This window comes from Kangsaoukella pontilimi (assembly GCF_009830125.1).
GTDB lineage: Bacteria > Pseudomonadota > Alphaproteobacteria > Rhodobacterales > Rhodobacteraceae > Kangsaoukella > Kangsaoukella pontilimi.
Map to the genome: position 1 here is coordinate 643,389 of NZ_WUPT01000001.1, position 13,891 is coordinate 657,279.

The 13,891-nt window shown below is 67.5% G+C and carries 13 protein-coding genes; 3 read left to right on the top strand and 10 right to left on the bottom strand.

The annotated features are described in order from the left end of the window. Window positions 1-14: 14 nt before the first annotated feature. The gene (gene gltX, locus GQ651_RS03310; RefSeq protein ID WP_160762783.1) at window positions 15-1,418 is read right to left on the bottom strand and encodes a glutamate--tRNA ligase; all 1,404 of its coding nucleotides are present in this window, start codon (window positions 1,416-1,418) and stop codon (window positions 15-17) included. A gap of 103 nt (window positions 1,419-1,521) precedes the next feature. On the opposite strand from gltX, the gene GQ651_RS03315 reads away from it, so the two are divergent. After that, window positions 1,522-3,561 carry a ComEC/Rec2 family competence protein gene (locus GQ651_RS03315; RefSeq protein ID WP_160762784.1) on the top strand — a complete coding sequence of 680 codons (2,040 nt, stop codon included), beginning with the start codon at window positions 1,522-1,524 and terminating at the stop codon, window positions 3,559-3,561. On the opposite strand, the gene lexA is transcribed toward GQ651_RS03315, so the two are convergent. The 5 genes from lexA to GQ651_RS03340 form a co-directional block, all read right to left on the bottom strand. Beyond that, complete coding sequence (lexA, locus tag GQ651_RS03320) at window positions 3,555-4,244, bottom strand: transcriptional repressor LexA (RefSeq protein WP_160762785.1); 690 nt, start codon at window positions 4,242-4,244, stop codon at window positions 3,555-3,557. The two genes, GQ651_RS03315 and lexA, sit on opposite strands and share 7 nt — an antisense overlap. Before the next feature lie 92 nt (window positions 4,245-4,336). Further along, window positions 4,337-5,512: a molybdopterin molybdotransferase MoeA gene (locus GQ651_RS03325; RefSeq protein ID WP_160762786.1), complete on the bottom strand. Its 1,176-nt coding sequence runs from the start codon at window positions 5,510-5,512 to the stop codon at window positions 4,337-4,339. Continuing rightward, on the bottom strand, window positions 5,509-5,991 hold the full coding sequence (gene moaC, locus GQ651_RS03330) for a cyclic pyranopterin monophosphate synthase MoaC (RefSeq protein WP_160762787.1): 483 nt from the start codon (window positions 5,989-5,991) through the stop codon (window positions 5,509-5,511). The genes GQ651_RS03325 and moaC overlap by 4 nt, the downstream gene beginning before the upstream one ends. Beyond that, on the bottom strand, window positions 5,988-6,803 hold the full coding sequence (trpC, locus tag GQ651_RS03335) for an indole-3-glycerol phosphate synthase TrpC (RefSeq protein ID WP_160762788.1): 816 nt from the start codon (window positions 6,801-6,803) through the stop codon (window positions 5,988-5,990). The genes moaC and trpC overlap by 4 nt, the downstream gene beginning before the upstream one ends. A 51-nt stretch (window positions 6,804-6,854) precedes the next feature. Next, window positions 6,855-7,505 carry a uracil-DNA glycosylase gene (locus tag GQ651_RS03340; protein ID WP_160762789.1) on the bottom strand — a complete coding sequence of 217 codons (651 nt, stop codon included), beginning with the start codon at window positions 7,503-7,505 and terminating at the stop codon, window positions 6,855-6,857. A 346-nt stretch (window positions 7,506-7,851) separates the two neighbouring features. On the opposite strand from GQ651_RS03340, the gene GQ651_RS03345 reads away from it, so the two are divergent. After that, on the top strand, window positions 7,852-8,388 hold the full coding sequence (locus GQ651_RS03345) for an FHA domain-containing protein (RefSeq protein ID WP_160762790.1): 537 nt from the start codon (window positions 7,852-7,854) through the stop codon (window positions 8,386-8,388). A gap of 10 nt (window positions 8,389-8,398) precedes the next feature. On the opposite strand, the gene trpD is transcribed toward GQ651_RS03345, so the two are convergent. Next, window positions 8,399-9,415: an anthranilate phosphoribosyltransferase gene (gene trpD / locus GQ651_RS03350; protein ID WP_160762791.1), complete on the bottom strand. Its 1,017-nt coding sequence runs from the start codon at window positions 9,413-9,415 to the stop codon at window positions 8,399-8,401. Then, entirely contained in the window at window positions 9,412-9,993 is a 582-nt protein-coding gene (locus tag GQ651_RS03355) for an anthranilate synthase component II (protein ID WP_160762792.1), read from the bottom strand. The genes trpD and GQ651_RS03355 overlap by 4 nt, the downstream gene beginning before the upstream one ends. A 128-nt stretch (window positions 9,994-10,121) precedes the next feature. Between GQ651_RS03355 and GQ651_RS03360 the strand changes: the two genes are divergently transcribed. Beyond that, complete coding sequence (locus tag GQ651_RS03360; protein ID WP_160762793.1) at window positions 10,122-11,786, top strand: divergent polysaccharide deacetylase family protein; 1,665 nt, start codon at window positions 10,122-10,124, stop codon at window positions 11,784-11,786. A 36-nt stretch (window positions 11,787-11,822) separates the two neighbouring features. Here the strand turns inward: GQ651_RS03360 and GQ651_RS03365 are convergent, their stop codons facing one another. Both GQ651_RS03365 and GQ651_RS03370 read right to left on the bottom strand, forming a co-directional pair. Then, complete coding sequence (locus tag GQ651_RS03365) at window positions 11,823-13,175, bottom strand: ABC transporter substrate-binding protein (protein ID WP_160762794.1); 1,353 nt, start codon at window positions 13,173-13,175, stop codon at window positions 11,823-11,825. Between the two features lie 150 nt (window positions 13,176-13,325). Continuing rightward, complete coding sequence (locus tag GQ651_RS03370; protein ID WP_160762795.1) at window positions 13,326-13,889, bottom strand: PqiC family protein; 564 nt, start codon at window positions 13,887-13,889, stop codon at window positions 13,326-13,328. Window positions 13,890-13,891 lie beyond the last annotated feature (2 nt).

Genomic DNA, 13,891 nt, shown 5'->3' on the forward strand with positions numbered 1-13,891 from the left:
CTGTTTAGGGCCGGTTAACCGGTTGCGTCCGCGAGCCTCAGAAGAGTTTCATCGCGGCCGAGGACCAGCATCATGTCGAATACACTCGGTGAAACGGAGCGTCCTGCCAGCACGGCCCGAAGCGGCCCGGCCAGCTTGCCGAGCTTGGTTCCATGTGCCTCTGCTATGGCCTGAACGACCCCTTCCAGCGTCTCGCGATCCCAGCTAGCATTTTGCAGGTGCGGCGTCAATTCGGACAGTATACCACGGGATACCGCATCGAGCTGCGCGGCCGATTTCTCGTCCGGGACAATAGGGCGTTCCGTCAGAACAAAGTGAGCCTTTTCAAGAAGTTCCGGATAGGTCCGGGCCCGGTCCTTGAGGCAGTACATGGCGCGGCCGACTGCGTCCATTTGCGCCTCGGACAGGGTTTCGGCGCCCGATGCTGCCAGAAAATCCTGCATTTCCGCTACGAGTGCAGCATCGTCCATGATGGCGATGTGCTGGCCCGAGAGATTGGCGAGTTTCTTGGTGTCGAACCGGGCGGGTGATTTCTTGATTCCGTCGAGGTCGAACCATTCGATGGCCTGTTCGGTGGTGAAGAACTCGTCGTCGCCATGGCTCCAGCCGAGACGGGCGAGATAGTTCCGCATGCCCGCCGCAGGATAGCCCTCGGCCTGCCATTCCTCGACACCGAGCGCCCCGTGGCGCTTGGACAGTTTCTTGCCGTCCTCGCCGTGGATGAGGGGGATATGCGCCCAGACCGGCACGTCCCAGCCCATGGCGTTGTAGACCAGCATCTGGCGGGCCGCGTTGTTCAGATGGTCGTCCCCTCGGATCACGTGGGTCACGCCCATATCATGGTCGTCCACGACAACCGCCAGCATGTAGACCGGGGTGCCGTCGGACCTGAGAACGATCATATCGTCAAGCTGATCGTTCCGGATCGTCACATCGCCCTGCACACGGTCATGGATGACCGTCTCGCCGTCGCGGGGGGCTTTCACGCGGATCGCATAGGGCGCGTCGGGGTGTTCGCTTTCCGGCACGTCGCGCCAGGGCGAGCGAAAGAGCGTCGAGCGGCCCTCGGCGCGCGCCGTCTCGCGGAAGGCTTCGATTTCCTCCGGCGTCGAGAAACACTTGTAGGCCGCGCCGCTCTCGAGCATCTGGCGCGCGACCTCGGCATGGCGGTCAGCGCGGGCGGCCTGGCTGATCGCGTCGCCGTCCCAGTCGAGCCCCAGCCATTTCAGACCCCGATAAATCGCCTCGGTCGCCTCGGGCGTCGAGCGGGCGCGGTCGGTATCCTCGATCCGGAGCAGGAACTTGCCGCCCTTCGCGCGGGCGTAGAGCCAGTTGAAAAGCGCCGTGCGCGCTCCGCCGATATGGAGGTAACCGGTCGGCGAGGGAGCGAAACGTGTGACGACGGAACCTGAGGGCATCGGCGGGTACTCCGGGAAATTGAACAGGTGGCTTTAACCACTTGGAAAGCATGATCTGGATAGCGTGCCGAGGGTGTAGTCCGGCCATGGAAGGGTGACAAGGGTGCCGCGTCTTCAACGGCTCATACAGACGTTCGATACGCATCGGGGCACGCTTTTTCCGTGGGTCGCGGTGCTCTATGGCGCGGGGATCGGTCTGTACTTTGCGCTGCCGTTTGAGCCTGCCCCGGCAGAGTGGCTGATGGCAGGGGCGCTGACGGCCTTCGCAGGCGTCCTGTCGGCCGTTCTGGGACCGGTCTGGCGACCCTTGACGCTATGCCTGCTGATCCCCGCGCTTGGCTTTCTGATCGCGGGCACGCGGACCTCGGCGGTGGCCGATAACGTGCTGACCTTCCGCTACTATGGGCCCGTCGAGGGCCGGGTCGTCGCCATCGACCGCTCGCAATCGGACGCGGTGCGGCTGACGCTGGACCGTGTACGGCTGCGCGATGTGCCGCCCGAACGCACGCCGGGGCGCGTCCGCGTGGCGCTGCATGGACAGGACGGGCTGCCGCGCCCTGGCCCCGGCACGACGGTGGTTCTGACCGGGCACCTGTCGCCTCCGGGCGGTCCGGTTGAGCCGGGGGGGTACGACTTTCGCCGCCACGCCTGGTATCTGGGCCTTGGTGCGGTGGGCTATACGCGGAGCCCCGCGCTGGAATTCCTCGCCGCCGAGCCGGGCGCGCTGCGCATTCTGCGCCTGAGGATGGCAATGGCCGACCGGGTGCGCGCCGATCTGCCGGGGCGCGCGGGCGCCTTCGCCGCCGCGATCACCACCGGTGACCGCTCGGCGCTGGACGAAGCGACGCTGGAGAATCTGCGCGCCACGAACCTCGCCCACCTTCTGGCGATCTCGGGCCTGCATATGGGGCTGCTGACGGGGTTCGTCTTCGCGGCGCTCCGGATCAGCATGGCACTGGTGCCCGGGCTTGCGCTGAGGCGGCCCACGAAGAAGATCGCTGCCGTGGCCGCGCTGATGTCGGGCGCGGCCTATCTGGCCATCTCGGGCAACAACGTCGCGACCGAGCGGGCCTTCATCATGGTGGCGGTGATGTTTCTTGCCGTGCTGGCGGACCGTCAGGCGGTGTCGATGCGCTCGGTCGCGCTGGCGGCGCTCGTCGTGCTGACGCTCCGGCCCGAGACGCTGCTCGGCCCCGGCTTTCAGATGTCCTTCGCCGCGACCACCGCGCTGGTTGCGGTCTATGGGTGGATGCGCGAGCGCGACTGGTCGGAAAGCCGCTGGCCGAAGGCCGTACGCTATGCGGGCGGCGTGGCGCTGTCCTCTGCCGTGGCGGGGATCGCGACGGCCCCCATCGCGGCGGCGCATTTCAACCAGGTGCCGCATTACGGGCTGCTGGCGAACCTTTTGTCGGTGCCGCTCATGGGCCTCGTCATCATGCCTGCGGCGGTGCTGGCGGCGGTGCTCTGGCCGCTTGGGTTGTCGGTTCTGGGGCTGAAACTGATGGAGCCGGGCATCCTCTGGATACTGGCGGTGTCCGACCGGATCGCGGACTGGCCCGGCGCGCTCAGTCAGGTCTGGGCGCCGGGGCCTTGGGTGCTGCCGCTCATCGCGCTTGGCGGGGCGATGGTGGCGGGACTGAAGGGTCGCTTGAGGGCGGCAGCGGCAATGCCGCTCGGTGCGGCGCTTGTGCTTTGGAGCCTGGCGGAACGCCCCGACATTCTGGTGGCCGAAAGCGGCGGGCAGGTCGGGGTGCTCACCGCTGAGGGGCGCGCGGTGTCACGTCCGCGGGGAGACGGTTTCGCGGTGTCGAACTGGCTTGAAAATGACGGGGATGGTGCGGCTCAGGACGCTGCCGCCGCGCGGGGCGGCTGGCGTCTGGAAGGGCGGGTGCGGGTCTACGATACCGGGTCGCTCAGGCTCTTGCACGGCACCGGCAAGGCGGGCGCGAAAGAGGCGCTGGCACGCTGCGCCGAAGGTGTGGTGATCGTCAACCAGCCGGTTGATGCGCCGCCCGGCTGCGTGGTCCATGACCCGAAAAGCCTCGCGCGAAGCGGGGCAGTGGCGGTGTTCTTCGACGAGAGCGGCGCGCCGCGGATCGAGACGGCGCGCGGGCAGGGGCCGGGACGCCCCTGGTCTCAGTAGCTGCGGATCAGCCCGACAAGACGGCCCTGCACCTTGACCTGATCGTCGCGGTAGAGCCGCGTCTCGTAGGCCGGGTTGGCAGCTTCGAGTGCGATAGTGTTGCCCTGCTGGCGGAACCGCTTGAGCGTGGCTTCCTGATCCTCGACCAACGCGACGACGATGTCGCCGTTGTCGGCCGTCGACGTCTCGCGGATGACGACGATATCGCCGTCGTTGATGCCCACGTCGATCATCGAGTCGCCCTTCACTTCGAGCGCGTAGTGATGACCCTTGCCCGATAGCATCGAGCCGGGGACGGCTACGTGGTTCTGCACCTCGCTGATGGCGGCGATGGGAACGCCCGCCGCGATCCGGCCCATGACGGGCAAATCCGTGGCGCCCGATCCGCCGACCGGCATGGCGGCAGCGGGCGCCGCGCGCTTGTCGCCGTCGATGACGCGGGGCACGAAGGTCTCGCCGCTTTCCATCGCCTCGGGCAGCTTCACGATTTCGATGGCGCGCGCCCGATGGGCGAGGCGGCGGATGAAGCCGCGTTCCTCAAGCGCCGTGATCAAGCGGTGAATGCCGGATTTCGAACGCAGATCGAGCGCTTCTTTCATTTCGTCGAACGAAGGCGGAACGCCGTCGCGCTGCAGGCGCTTGTGGATGAATTCCAGCAAATCCAGTTGTTTACGGGTCAGCATTCGCGCGAACCTCCTCTGCTCGATCATGCGTTCAGGCGCATCTGTTCAGGGGATGTTCTATAAGCGTTCTCGTTTTGTGTCAAGCGCTTGCATCAGAGCCGGACGATCGCAACTTCGTCGCCTGCCTCTCGGGCGGGATCGTGCGGCGCGCGGACGACGAGGCAATCGGCAGAGGCGAGCACGCTCAGAAGCGAACTGTCCTGCCGTTCCAGAACCGTCACGGTGCCATCCGGCTTGAGCGCCGCCCGCATGTAATGTTCGCGGGGACCGTTCGCCTCGACCGGCACGGCCAGCCTTGCGGTCTCGCGCGGCATGGATGCGGCCGGCAGCCCCTGAAAGACGCGGATTGAGGGCCGAAGGAAGATATGCCCGCAAACCATTGAAGACACGGGGTTTCCGGGCAGGCCGACCATCGGCATGTCGCCCAGCCGTCCGGCCATCAGCGGTTTGCCCGGCCTCATTGCCACCTTGTAAAAGGATCGGTCGAGACCCAGACCGGCGGCGACCTGACCGACAAGGTCGTGGTCTCCCACCGATGCGCCGCCGATGGTCACAACCAGATCAGCACCCTTCGCCAGATCGAAGGCGGAGGCCAGCGCTTCGGCGCTGTCGCCCGCGATCGGCAGCAGCCGGACGCGGGCGCCCTCGGCTTCCAGCATGGCGGCCAGACCGAAGGCGTTGGAGGCAATGATCTGACTGTCTTCGGGCGTTTCGCCTGGCATGACGAGTTCATCGCCTGTGGCGATCAGGGCGACATCGGGGCGTCGGGCGACCTGCAGTTCAGGGACGTTCATCGACGCGGCAAGGGCCACGTCGGCTGGGGTCAGGCGGCGTCCGGCGGCGATACGGTCCCCGACCTTAAAGTCAGTGCCCAAGGGTCTGATATACATGGAGGAGTCCATGGCATCCGATAGCGTGATACTGTCGCCATCAGGGTGGACGTCTTCCTGTATGATCACCCGGTCGGCCCCGTCCGGCACCGGCGCGCCGGTAAAGATGCGGACGGCCTCTCCCTGTCCCACAGCGCCGTCAAAGCGGTGACCGGCGGCGGCCTCGCCGATGACGCGGAGCTTTGCGCCCGCCACAACATCGGCGTTCCGTACCGCGTAGCCATCCATCACGGACGCTGCGAAAGGCGGCTGGTCCCGCGTGGCGACGATATCTGCTGCAAGCACACGCCCCGCAGCGTGCCTCAGATCGACAGTCTCCGGGGCAAGCGGTGTGACGAGGGCCAGAACCTTGTCCAGCGCCTCGGAGACCGAGATCACGGGCGCGCCTCGTAACGTCCTGATTTACCGCCATCTTTCAGAAGCAGGCGGATATCCTCGATCACCATGCCCTTTTCCACGGCTTTCACCATGTCGTAGATCGTCAGGCAGGCGGTGGTCACGGCGGTCAGCGCCTCCATCTCTACGCCGGTCTGGCCGCTGGTCTTGACGGTCGCCTCCACGCGGATGCCGGGCCGGTCGGCGGCGACATCGAGCTCAAGCGAGACCTTGGTCACCGGCAGCGGATGGCAGAGCGGGATAAGGTCAGCCGTGCGCTTGGCGCCCATGATCCCGGCCAGCCGCGCCACTGACAGCACGTCGCCCTTCTTGACGGTGCCACTTGTTATGATTTCAAGGGTTTCCGGTGACATCCTGACATAGCCTTCAGCCACTGCCATCCGGTCGGTCACGGCCTTGTCGGACACATCCACCATATGGGCCTGACCGGCCGCGTCGAAATGGGTCAGGCCGCCGGTCATGCCGCGCCCCGAACCGGCAGAGGGTCGGCGAGAATGGCGCGTGTTGCGGCGGTCACGTCATCCTGCCGCATCAGGCTTTCCCCGATCAAGAAGGTGCGCGCCCCGGCTTCGGCCAGCCGCGCCAGATCGGCAGGGGTGAAAAGTCCGCTCTCGGCAACCAGCATCTTGCCTTCGGGCACGCCCTTGGCCAGCCGCTCAGTGGTGCCGATATCGGTCTCGAAGGTTTTCAAGTTGCGGTTGTTGACGCCCAGAAGCGGCGAGGACAGCGCCAACGCGCGGTCGAGCTCCTCTTCGTCATGCACCTCGACCAGAACGTCCATATTCCAGTCGTTTACGGCACAATCTTCAAGTTCTTTTGCCTGCGCATCCGTGACGCTCGCCATGATGATCAGGATACAATCGGCGCCCCAGGCGCGCGCCTCGGCGACCTGATAGGTGTCGTACATGAAATCCTTCCGGAGGCACGGCAGCGACACGGCTTCGCGGGCGGCGGTCAGGAACTCGGGCGCGCCCTGAAAGGAGGGCGTGTCGGTCAGGACCGACAGGCAGGTCGCGCCACCCGCTTCATAGGCGCGGGCCAGAGAGGGCGGGTCGAAATCGGCGCGGATCAGGCCCTTGGACGGGCTCGCCTTCTTGATCTCGGCGATCAGGCCGTAACCGGTGGCGCTGGCCGTGGCGAGGGCGTCGGCAAAGCCGCGCACCGGCGTCTGCGCGCGGGCGGCGTCTTCCACCTCTGACAGGGGAACGCGGGCCTTTGCGGCGGCGATTTCGTCGAGCTTGTAGCTCTTGATGCGGTCGAGAACGGTTGTCATGGGGGTGAAATAACCCGATCCGAAGGCGGTGAAAAGCGGGGAAGGGCCGCGTCAGGTCTCGGTTGCCGTCCAGTCGATGGGGGCCTCACCCCGCGCCGCCAGCCAGTCATTGATCCGGCTGAAGGGGCGCGAGCCGAAAAAGCCGCGCCGTGCGGAGAGGGGCGAGGGATGCGCGCTCTCAAGGATCAGGTGATCGGGGTGGCTGAGGCGTGGCGCGAATGCGCGGGCATGATTGCCCCAGAGGAGCGCGGCGCGGGGCCGGTCGTTCAGCCGGTCGAGCACCTCTTCCGCAAGCCGCTGCCAGCCCAGCCGCGCGTGTCCGCCGGCCTGACCGGGCGGTGTCGAAAGCGCGGTGTTCAGAAGCAGAACGCCCTGATCGGCCCAGCCGGACAGGTCTCCGGTGCCGGGGCGATGGCCGAGATCGTCTTCCATCTCGCGGAAGATATTCGTCAGCGAGCGGGGAAGCGGTGTGTCGGCGGTGACCGAAAAGGCCAGCCCGTTGGCATGGCCGGGCGTCGGGTAGGGGTCCTGACCGAGGATCAGCACCCGCACGGCATCGGGTGGCGTCATCTCCAGCGCGCGGAAACGCATGGGCGCGGGCGGAAGCGCGTCTTCGCCGACCAGGCCTCGCAGGTCGGGCCAGACGAGATGGAAAAAGGGCAGATCGCGCCATGGGCCGAGGCGGGCGAGGTCGTCGGTCATAGACGCGGGAGTAGCCGCTAGGACGCTGCCGGACAAGATGGCGGCAACTGGTGGTAGGCGATGCGCGCGGGTCACAGGCGCGGCGGGATCGTCGTATCGCCGCCCGGCAGCCCTCGTTTCGTCAGATTTCCGGGCCATTTTACCGGCAAGCGCGCGTATTGGCGCAACAGGAGCGGAGGCAGTCATGCCGATTTTTGAACGACTTATTGGACGGCGCAGTTCGGATGAGGGGGCGGGATCCAGCCCGAAAAAACCGAAGAAAGACAAGGCCATTATCCACCAGAGCGTCCCGGAAGAGGTGCTTGCACCGCGGGAGAAGCCAGTCAATCCGCCGGATTCCTCGTGGATGGACAAGGTCGGAACCAAGAAGGACGTGGCACCGGGCGGGCGGGCATCGCCGGCCCCGTCGTCGAAACAGGCCATGCCGCGCCAGGCTCCGGCCGCCGCACCGGCCTCCGCGACGCCCGCCGCACCCGTTGCGCCCACAGCCCCCGCGAATGCGCCCGCCGCCCAGACCGGCGTGCGGCCGCGCTTTCCCTACGGCTGGCTCGTCATTGTCGAAGGGCCGGGCACGGGCGACTGGTACCCGCTGGAACGGGGCGTGTCTCACATCGGCTCTGGCGCCGGACAGACCGTTCGGCTGGAACATGGCGACGATGCCGTCCATGCCGAGGGCCACGCCGTTCTGAACTATGACGAGGCGCATCATCGTTTCGTGCTGTCCTGTCCCGAGGGCGCGCGGCTACGCGTGAACGGGGTCCAGAGCGACGCGCCGACGGGGCTGCGTGACGGCGATGTGATCACCGTCGGCGGAACGGCGCTGCGCCTTGTCGCGCTCTGCAGCCAAAATTTTCACTGGAGCAAGGACCTGCAGCGCTCCTGAAGACCGCGGATCAGCCCGCGCTCGTGACGCGGGCCAGACCCTCGACCTTTTCGCGGGCGGCGCCGCTGTCAATCGACTGCGCGGCCATGTCTACGCCTGACGCCAGCGTGGCCACTTCGCCCGCGATCAAAAGCGCCGCTGCCGCGTTCAACAGAACCGCATCGCGATAGGCGCCGGTCTCGCCCGCCAGTAGCGCACGGAAGGCCCGGCCGTTTTCCTCGGGCGTGCCGCCCATGATCGCCTCGAACGGGTGGACGGGCAGATGCGCCTCTTCGGGGTGAACCTCCAGGCAGGTGATCTCGCCGTCCTTCAGCTCGACCACTTCGGTCACCCCGGTAATCGTGATCTCGTCTGTGCCGTCCGAGCCATGGACAAGCCACGCAGCCTCGGACCCGAGCGAGCGAAGCGTCTCGGCCATGGGCATCAGCATCTCGACCGAGAAGGCGCCGGTCAGTTGCCGTTTCACCCCGGCGGGGTTGGTCAGCGGCCCTAGGATGTTGAAGATCGTGCGCGTCCCAAGCTCGGCCCGTGTCGGCATAACGTGCGCGATGGCCGGGTGATGCATGGGCGCCATCATGAAGCCGATGCCCACTTCTTTCAGAGCGGCTTCAACAACTTCCGGGCCGACCATCACGTTGATGCCCATCTGGGTCAGCGCATCCGCCGCACCCGACTTGGACGACAGGTTCCGGTTTCCGTGCTTGGCCACGGTGACGCCGGCCCCTGCGACGACGAAGGCGGTCGCGGTGGAGATATTGAGCGTTCCCTTGCCGTCGCCGCCCGTGCCGACGATGTCTATCGCGCCTTCGGGCGCTTTGACGGGCTTGCACTTCCGGCGCATGACGGCTGCGGCGGCGGCGTATTCCTCGACCGTTTCGCCCCGCGTGCGGAGCGTCATCAGAAGCCCGCCCATCTGGCTGGGCGTCGCCTCGCCCTCGAAGAGCGCGGTGAAGGCGGCTTCGGCCTCGTCGCGGGTGAGCGGCCGGTCGACGGCCGCGGCGATCAGCGGTTTCAGGCGGTCGCTCATGCCGGCACCGGAACGAGGTCGAGGAAGTTCTTCAGCATCGCGTGGCCATGCTCGGAGCGGATCGACTCGGGGTGGAATTGTACCCCATGGATCGGCTTCTCCTTGTGTTTCAGGCCCATGATGGTGCCGTCCTCAAGCCATGCCGTGACCTCGAGCGTATCGGGTAGCGTCTCGCGCTCGACCACCAGCGAGTGATAGCGGGTGGCGGCGAGGGGCGAGGGCAGGCCGCGGAAGACGCTGTCGCCCGAATGGTGCATCGCGCCCATCTTGCCATGTACGATCTCGCCCGCGCGCACCACTTTGCCCCCGAAGGCCTGACCGATGGTCTGGTGGCCAAGGCAGACGCCCAGAAGCGGCGTGCCCGTCTCGGCGGCTGCTTCGGTCAGCGCAAGGCAGATCCCCGCGCGGTCGGGGTCGCAGGGGCCGGGCGACAGGATGATGCCCGACGGATTGAGCGCCATCGCCTGCTGCACATCGAGCGCATCGTTGCGGTAAACGGCGGTTTCGGCCCCCAACTCGCCCAGATAATGCACGAGATTGAAAGTGAAGCTGTCGTAGTTGTCGATAAGAAGCAGCATGTTGCGTGTCCGAGCGGTCGAAGTGCAGTTATGGGGTGTCAGCCGCCGGAACGGCCTGTATACTTGGCCAGAGGTGCCGGGCATCGTCAAGGCACCCAATAGAATTGGGCAGAGCAAAGGAGAGAGCGTTGGGTCGCGGCTTTCTCGCAGGCATTTTCTGGGGCGCCATTGTCGGCGCGTCCATCCTTTTGGTCTCCAACGTCACGATGGAGCGGCAGCAATTGAGCTTTCCGCGCCCCGAAGCCGTGCCGGTCGAGGTGCCCGCCGGATCGGAATTCGATCAGGCCCGGCCCGAAACCGAACCGGTCGTGCCCGAGGTCGAGACGCGCCCCTCGGGCGAGGTGGCAGGCGGTGTGGCCGCGCCCCCGGACCTGGTCGAGGAACCGCCGCGTTTCGACACCTCGTCGCTCGAGGTGCCGCAGCCGACGCTGGACGCGCCCGGCGGGCTGGGCGAATTGCCGGATATTGCGGAAGAGGCCGAGATCGATGTGACCGGACCGGGGCAGGGCGAGAGCGGCGGGATCGCCGCGCCGGGCCCCGAACTGGGCGAACCGGATGCGCCGTTGCCCGCACCCGAGCGCGCGACCGAGGCGCCGGCCCCTGCGCCTGCACCCGAGGTCGCCTCGCCTGCACCCCAGATCGCGGACGAGCCTGTGGCGGGCCTTGTCGCGCCGGACATGGGCGACAGCCCCGACATCGTGACCCCGTCCGAAGAGAACAGCGCGGCCTCCGAGCCGCTGGCCGAGGCCGAGCCGGAACCCGAGGTATCGCTTCCCATCCAGGGCGACACGGCCACCGCGCCTGCGCCCGAGACCGGCGACGCGCCGTCCTTCATGACGCCTCCGGTCGAAGGCCCTTCGGGTCAGGCGACGATCCGTGTCGATGGTGGCGAAGGCAGCTTCTTCCAGCCGGTCGACGAGATCGGCAGCATCGACACCGATGTCGAGACGGACCGCCTGCCGAGGATCGAAGCCGCCGCCGCACCCGAGCCGGAAACCGAAGCGCCCGCACCTGCCAGCGAGGAGGACAGCCTGCCGGTCGTGCGCCGGCTGCCCGGAACCGCCATCACGCCGGCGCCTCAGCCCCTTACGCCCGACGATGATGATGACGAGGGCGGACCCGCTCTCGATGCCTGGCGGCAGGACTTCGCGGTCGATCCGCTCCGTCCCATCGTGTCGCTTGTACTTGTCCATCAGGGCGACGGCGTGCCGAGCGGCGCCGAGATCCAGCGGCTGCCATTCAGCGTGGGTTTTGCCGTCGACGCTGGCAGTGTCGCCGCCGCCGAGATCGCTCAGGCCTACCGCGCCGCCGGGCGCGAGGTGGTGATGATACCTTCCTTGCCCTTCGGCGCGACCCCGCAGGACGTCGAAGTCGCGCTACGCGTGAACCTCGACACGGTGCCCGAAGCGGTCGCGCTGATGGACAATTCCGGTGACAGCTTCCAGTCCGACAGGGATGCGGTCGCGCAGGTCGTGGACGTGGTGACGGCAACCGGTCATGGTCTGATCACCTTCCCGCGCGGTCTGAACACGGCGCATCAGCGCGCCGGCCGCGCAGGGGTCGCGACGGGTTTGATCTTCCGCGATATCGACAGCCAGGGGCAGAACGAGGAACAGATCGCGCGCGCCATGGACCGCGCCGCCTTCCGCGCACGGACCGACCGTCCCGTGATCCTTGTGGGCAGGACCGCGCCCGCGACGGTTCAGGCGGTCAACGAGTGGATGCAGGGCGACCGGGCCGACAGCGTGCAATTCGCGCCGGTCTCGGCGGCGCTTCTGAACGGCGGAAGCTGACGAACGGTCGTGCCGCCCTTCAGGGGCGGCGCAGGCTCAAGCGAACCACCACCGTTCGATCATCCTGTGCCCGTCATTGGGCGCACCGGCCTGAATCCGGCCATGGTGAAGCGCGGTGCGATGGGCGGCCAGCCCATCGGACCATGCAGGCAGAAACACCCGGCCAGAGCGGGCAACATGCGTGCGCGCCTCATCCAGAAGAGCGGCGCGCGCCTTTGCGTCCAGCGTGGCCCGCGCCGCCGAGAGGCACCCTGTGAGAGCGTTGCAGGCGTCGCTCTCCGCCCGCATGAAACGTGCGGCCAGAGCAGGCGTCCAGGCCAAGCGGGCGATCTCGGCTGCGGGAATGACGCGAGAATAGAGCGGTGCGGTCTCGGCGCCGTCGCCCTCGAACACGGTCAGGTCCAGCCCTCGTGCCCGGGCGAGGCCGGAGAGCTGGCGCGCCCAGGTGGTCTCTGTCCCGGAAGCGAGGCCATAGGAGCCTCCGACGCGCTGTGGCACGGCGGGGGCATCCGGTGCGGAGCGGTCAGCGACGGGCCAGGGCGTGTCATCCCCAAGGCGGCCCTGACCGGCAAGAACAAGGCCCAGCACGTCGGCACGCGGCACCGCACCCCGCAAGGCGTCGAGCGCGCGGGCGCCTTCGGTCGTGTCCGCGGCACCCGCCATCAGAGCAGTCGCGCCCCGTGACGCGGCCAGGTCGATGCCGGGCAGGTTCTTCAGAAAGGCGACCGTCTCGGGCGGGATCGGCGCGGCATAGTCGACCTCGCCGCTCATCACCGCCGCCTGCCGGGCGGCGGGAAGCGCGACGAACGATAGCGTTACCTCGTCCACATTCGCGCGGCCCGGTTTCCAGTAGCCGTCCGCGCGGCGCGTGAGGTGGATCTTGTCCGGCGCACTGTGGTCGACGCGGTAGGGGCCGGTGCCAAGTAAAGTGCCATCTTCCGACGGCAGGCGCAGCACATGCGCGGGCTCGGCCAGACGCTCGGCAAAGAGCGAATCGGGCGCCGTCAGTCGGATCATCAGGTGACGCGGCCCCGAGGCGGCCAGCGCCTCGACCTCGGGCAGGGCGGCGACCGAGGCCATGGCCCGAAGTGCTGTCCCGGTGTCGAGCGGCGTGCCGTCGTGAAAGGTCACATCGGACCGGAGTGCGACGTGCCAGACACGGCCGTTCTCTTCGGCATGGAAGGCTTCGGCGAGATCGCCGGTCAGACGGCCCTCGGGCGTTCGTTCGACAAGGGCGTTGCCCGTGGCGAAGGCCAGAAGCGCGTCGGCATCCGGTCCGGGCGCGACGGCGATCCGCAAATGCCCGCCCGCGCGGGGCTGCGCCGCCTCGGCGCGGCTGGCAAGCGACATGGCGGTGGGCATGGTCACGCCGGTGGCAAGCGCCGACATCACGAAGCGACGGCGGTTGATCTGACCGGTGGTCAGCCGCGCGGCTTCGTGCCGAATGTCGCGTTTGCGTGTCAGGGTTGTGGCTCCCGGCTGCTGTCAGGGGCTGAACCTAGCGCCTCGGACGGGCCGGGAACAGCGAAAACCGTTCACTTACCCGAGACCGTCCCGCGCGATCATAACTGCCAGATCGCCCACGAGGCGGCTTCGTGCGGCCAGAAGCTCGGACAGGTTGGCGGGGTCCGAGACGGGCGTGCTCAGGTCGAAGAGCCGGGCGCGGTCGCGGGCGCGGCTGTCGAGATCGGCCACGAAATACTGACCGGACAGATTCAGCCGCCCGCTCTCATCCGCGAGAAGGCGCTCGACCCGGACATCGACGCGCGCGGCGGGGAAGCTGTCGAAGGGCCAGGGCGACGGTGCGACGCGCGCGCCCGTGATCTCGGTCAGGGCGCGGGTCAGCGACAGCGTCACGGCGCGGGTCGGATCGTCGGCCCAGAGGTTCTCACCCGCCTGTAACGTGCCGCCCGTGCTCTGAACCAGCACGTCCTCGCCCGAGGCATAGAGCGGCAGCGAGACCTCCAGCACCTCGATGCTGGAATAGCGGCTAGGGATACGCTCGGTCACTTCGGTCTGGGGGGCGGTGTAGAACGTGTCTGACGGGCCGCAGGCGGTCAGGACGGCAAGCCCCATGGCAAGGGCGATCGGGCGAAGGGGCATGC

Excerpts from the sequence above, each read along its gene's own strand:
- moaC (WP_160762787.1), bottom strand. The coding sequence starts at position 5,991 with ATGACCGGCGGCCTGACCCATTTCGACGCGGCCGGTCAGGCCCATATG.
- GQ651_RS03365 (WP_160762794.1), bottom strand. The coding sequence starts at position 13,175 with ATGTCGGCGCTTGCCACCGGCGTGACCATGCCCACCGCCATGTCGCTT.
- gltX (WP_160762783.1), bottom strand. The coding sequence starts at position 1,418 with ATGCCCTCAGGTTCCGTCGTCACACGTTTCGCTCCCTCGCCGACCGGT.
- GQ651_RS03345 (WP_160762790.1), top strand. The coding sequence starts at position 7,852 with ATGGACAAGGTCGGAACCAAGAAGGACGTGGCACCGGGCGGGCGGGCA.
- GQ651_RS03340 (WP_160762789.1), bottom strand. The coding sequence starts at position 7,505 with ATGACCGACGACCTCGCCCGCCTCGGCCCATGGCGCGATCTGCCCTTT.
- lexA (WP_160762785.1), bottom strand. The coding sequence starts at position 4,244 with ATGCTGACCCGTAAACAACTGGATTTGCTGGAATTCATCCACAAGCGC.
- trpC (WP_160762788.1), bottom strand. The coding sequence starts at position 6,803 with ATGACAACCGTTCTCGACCGCATCAAGAGCTACAAGCTCGACGAAATC.
- GQ651_RS03370 (WP_160762795.1), bottom strand. The coding sequence starts at position 13,889 with ATGCCCCTTCGCCCGATCGCCCTTGCCATGGGGCTTGCCGTCCTGACC.
- trpD (WP_160762791.1), bottom strand. The coding sequence starts at position 9,415 with ATGAGCGACCGCCTGAAACCGCTGATCGCCGCGGCCGTCGACCGGCCG.
- GQ651_RS03355 (WP_160762792.1), bottom strand. The coding sequence starts at position 9,993 with ATGCTGCTTCTTATCGACAACTACGACAGCTTCACTTTCAATCTCGTG.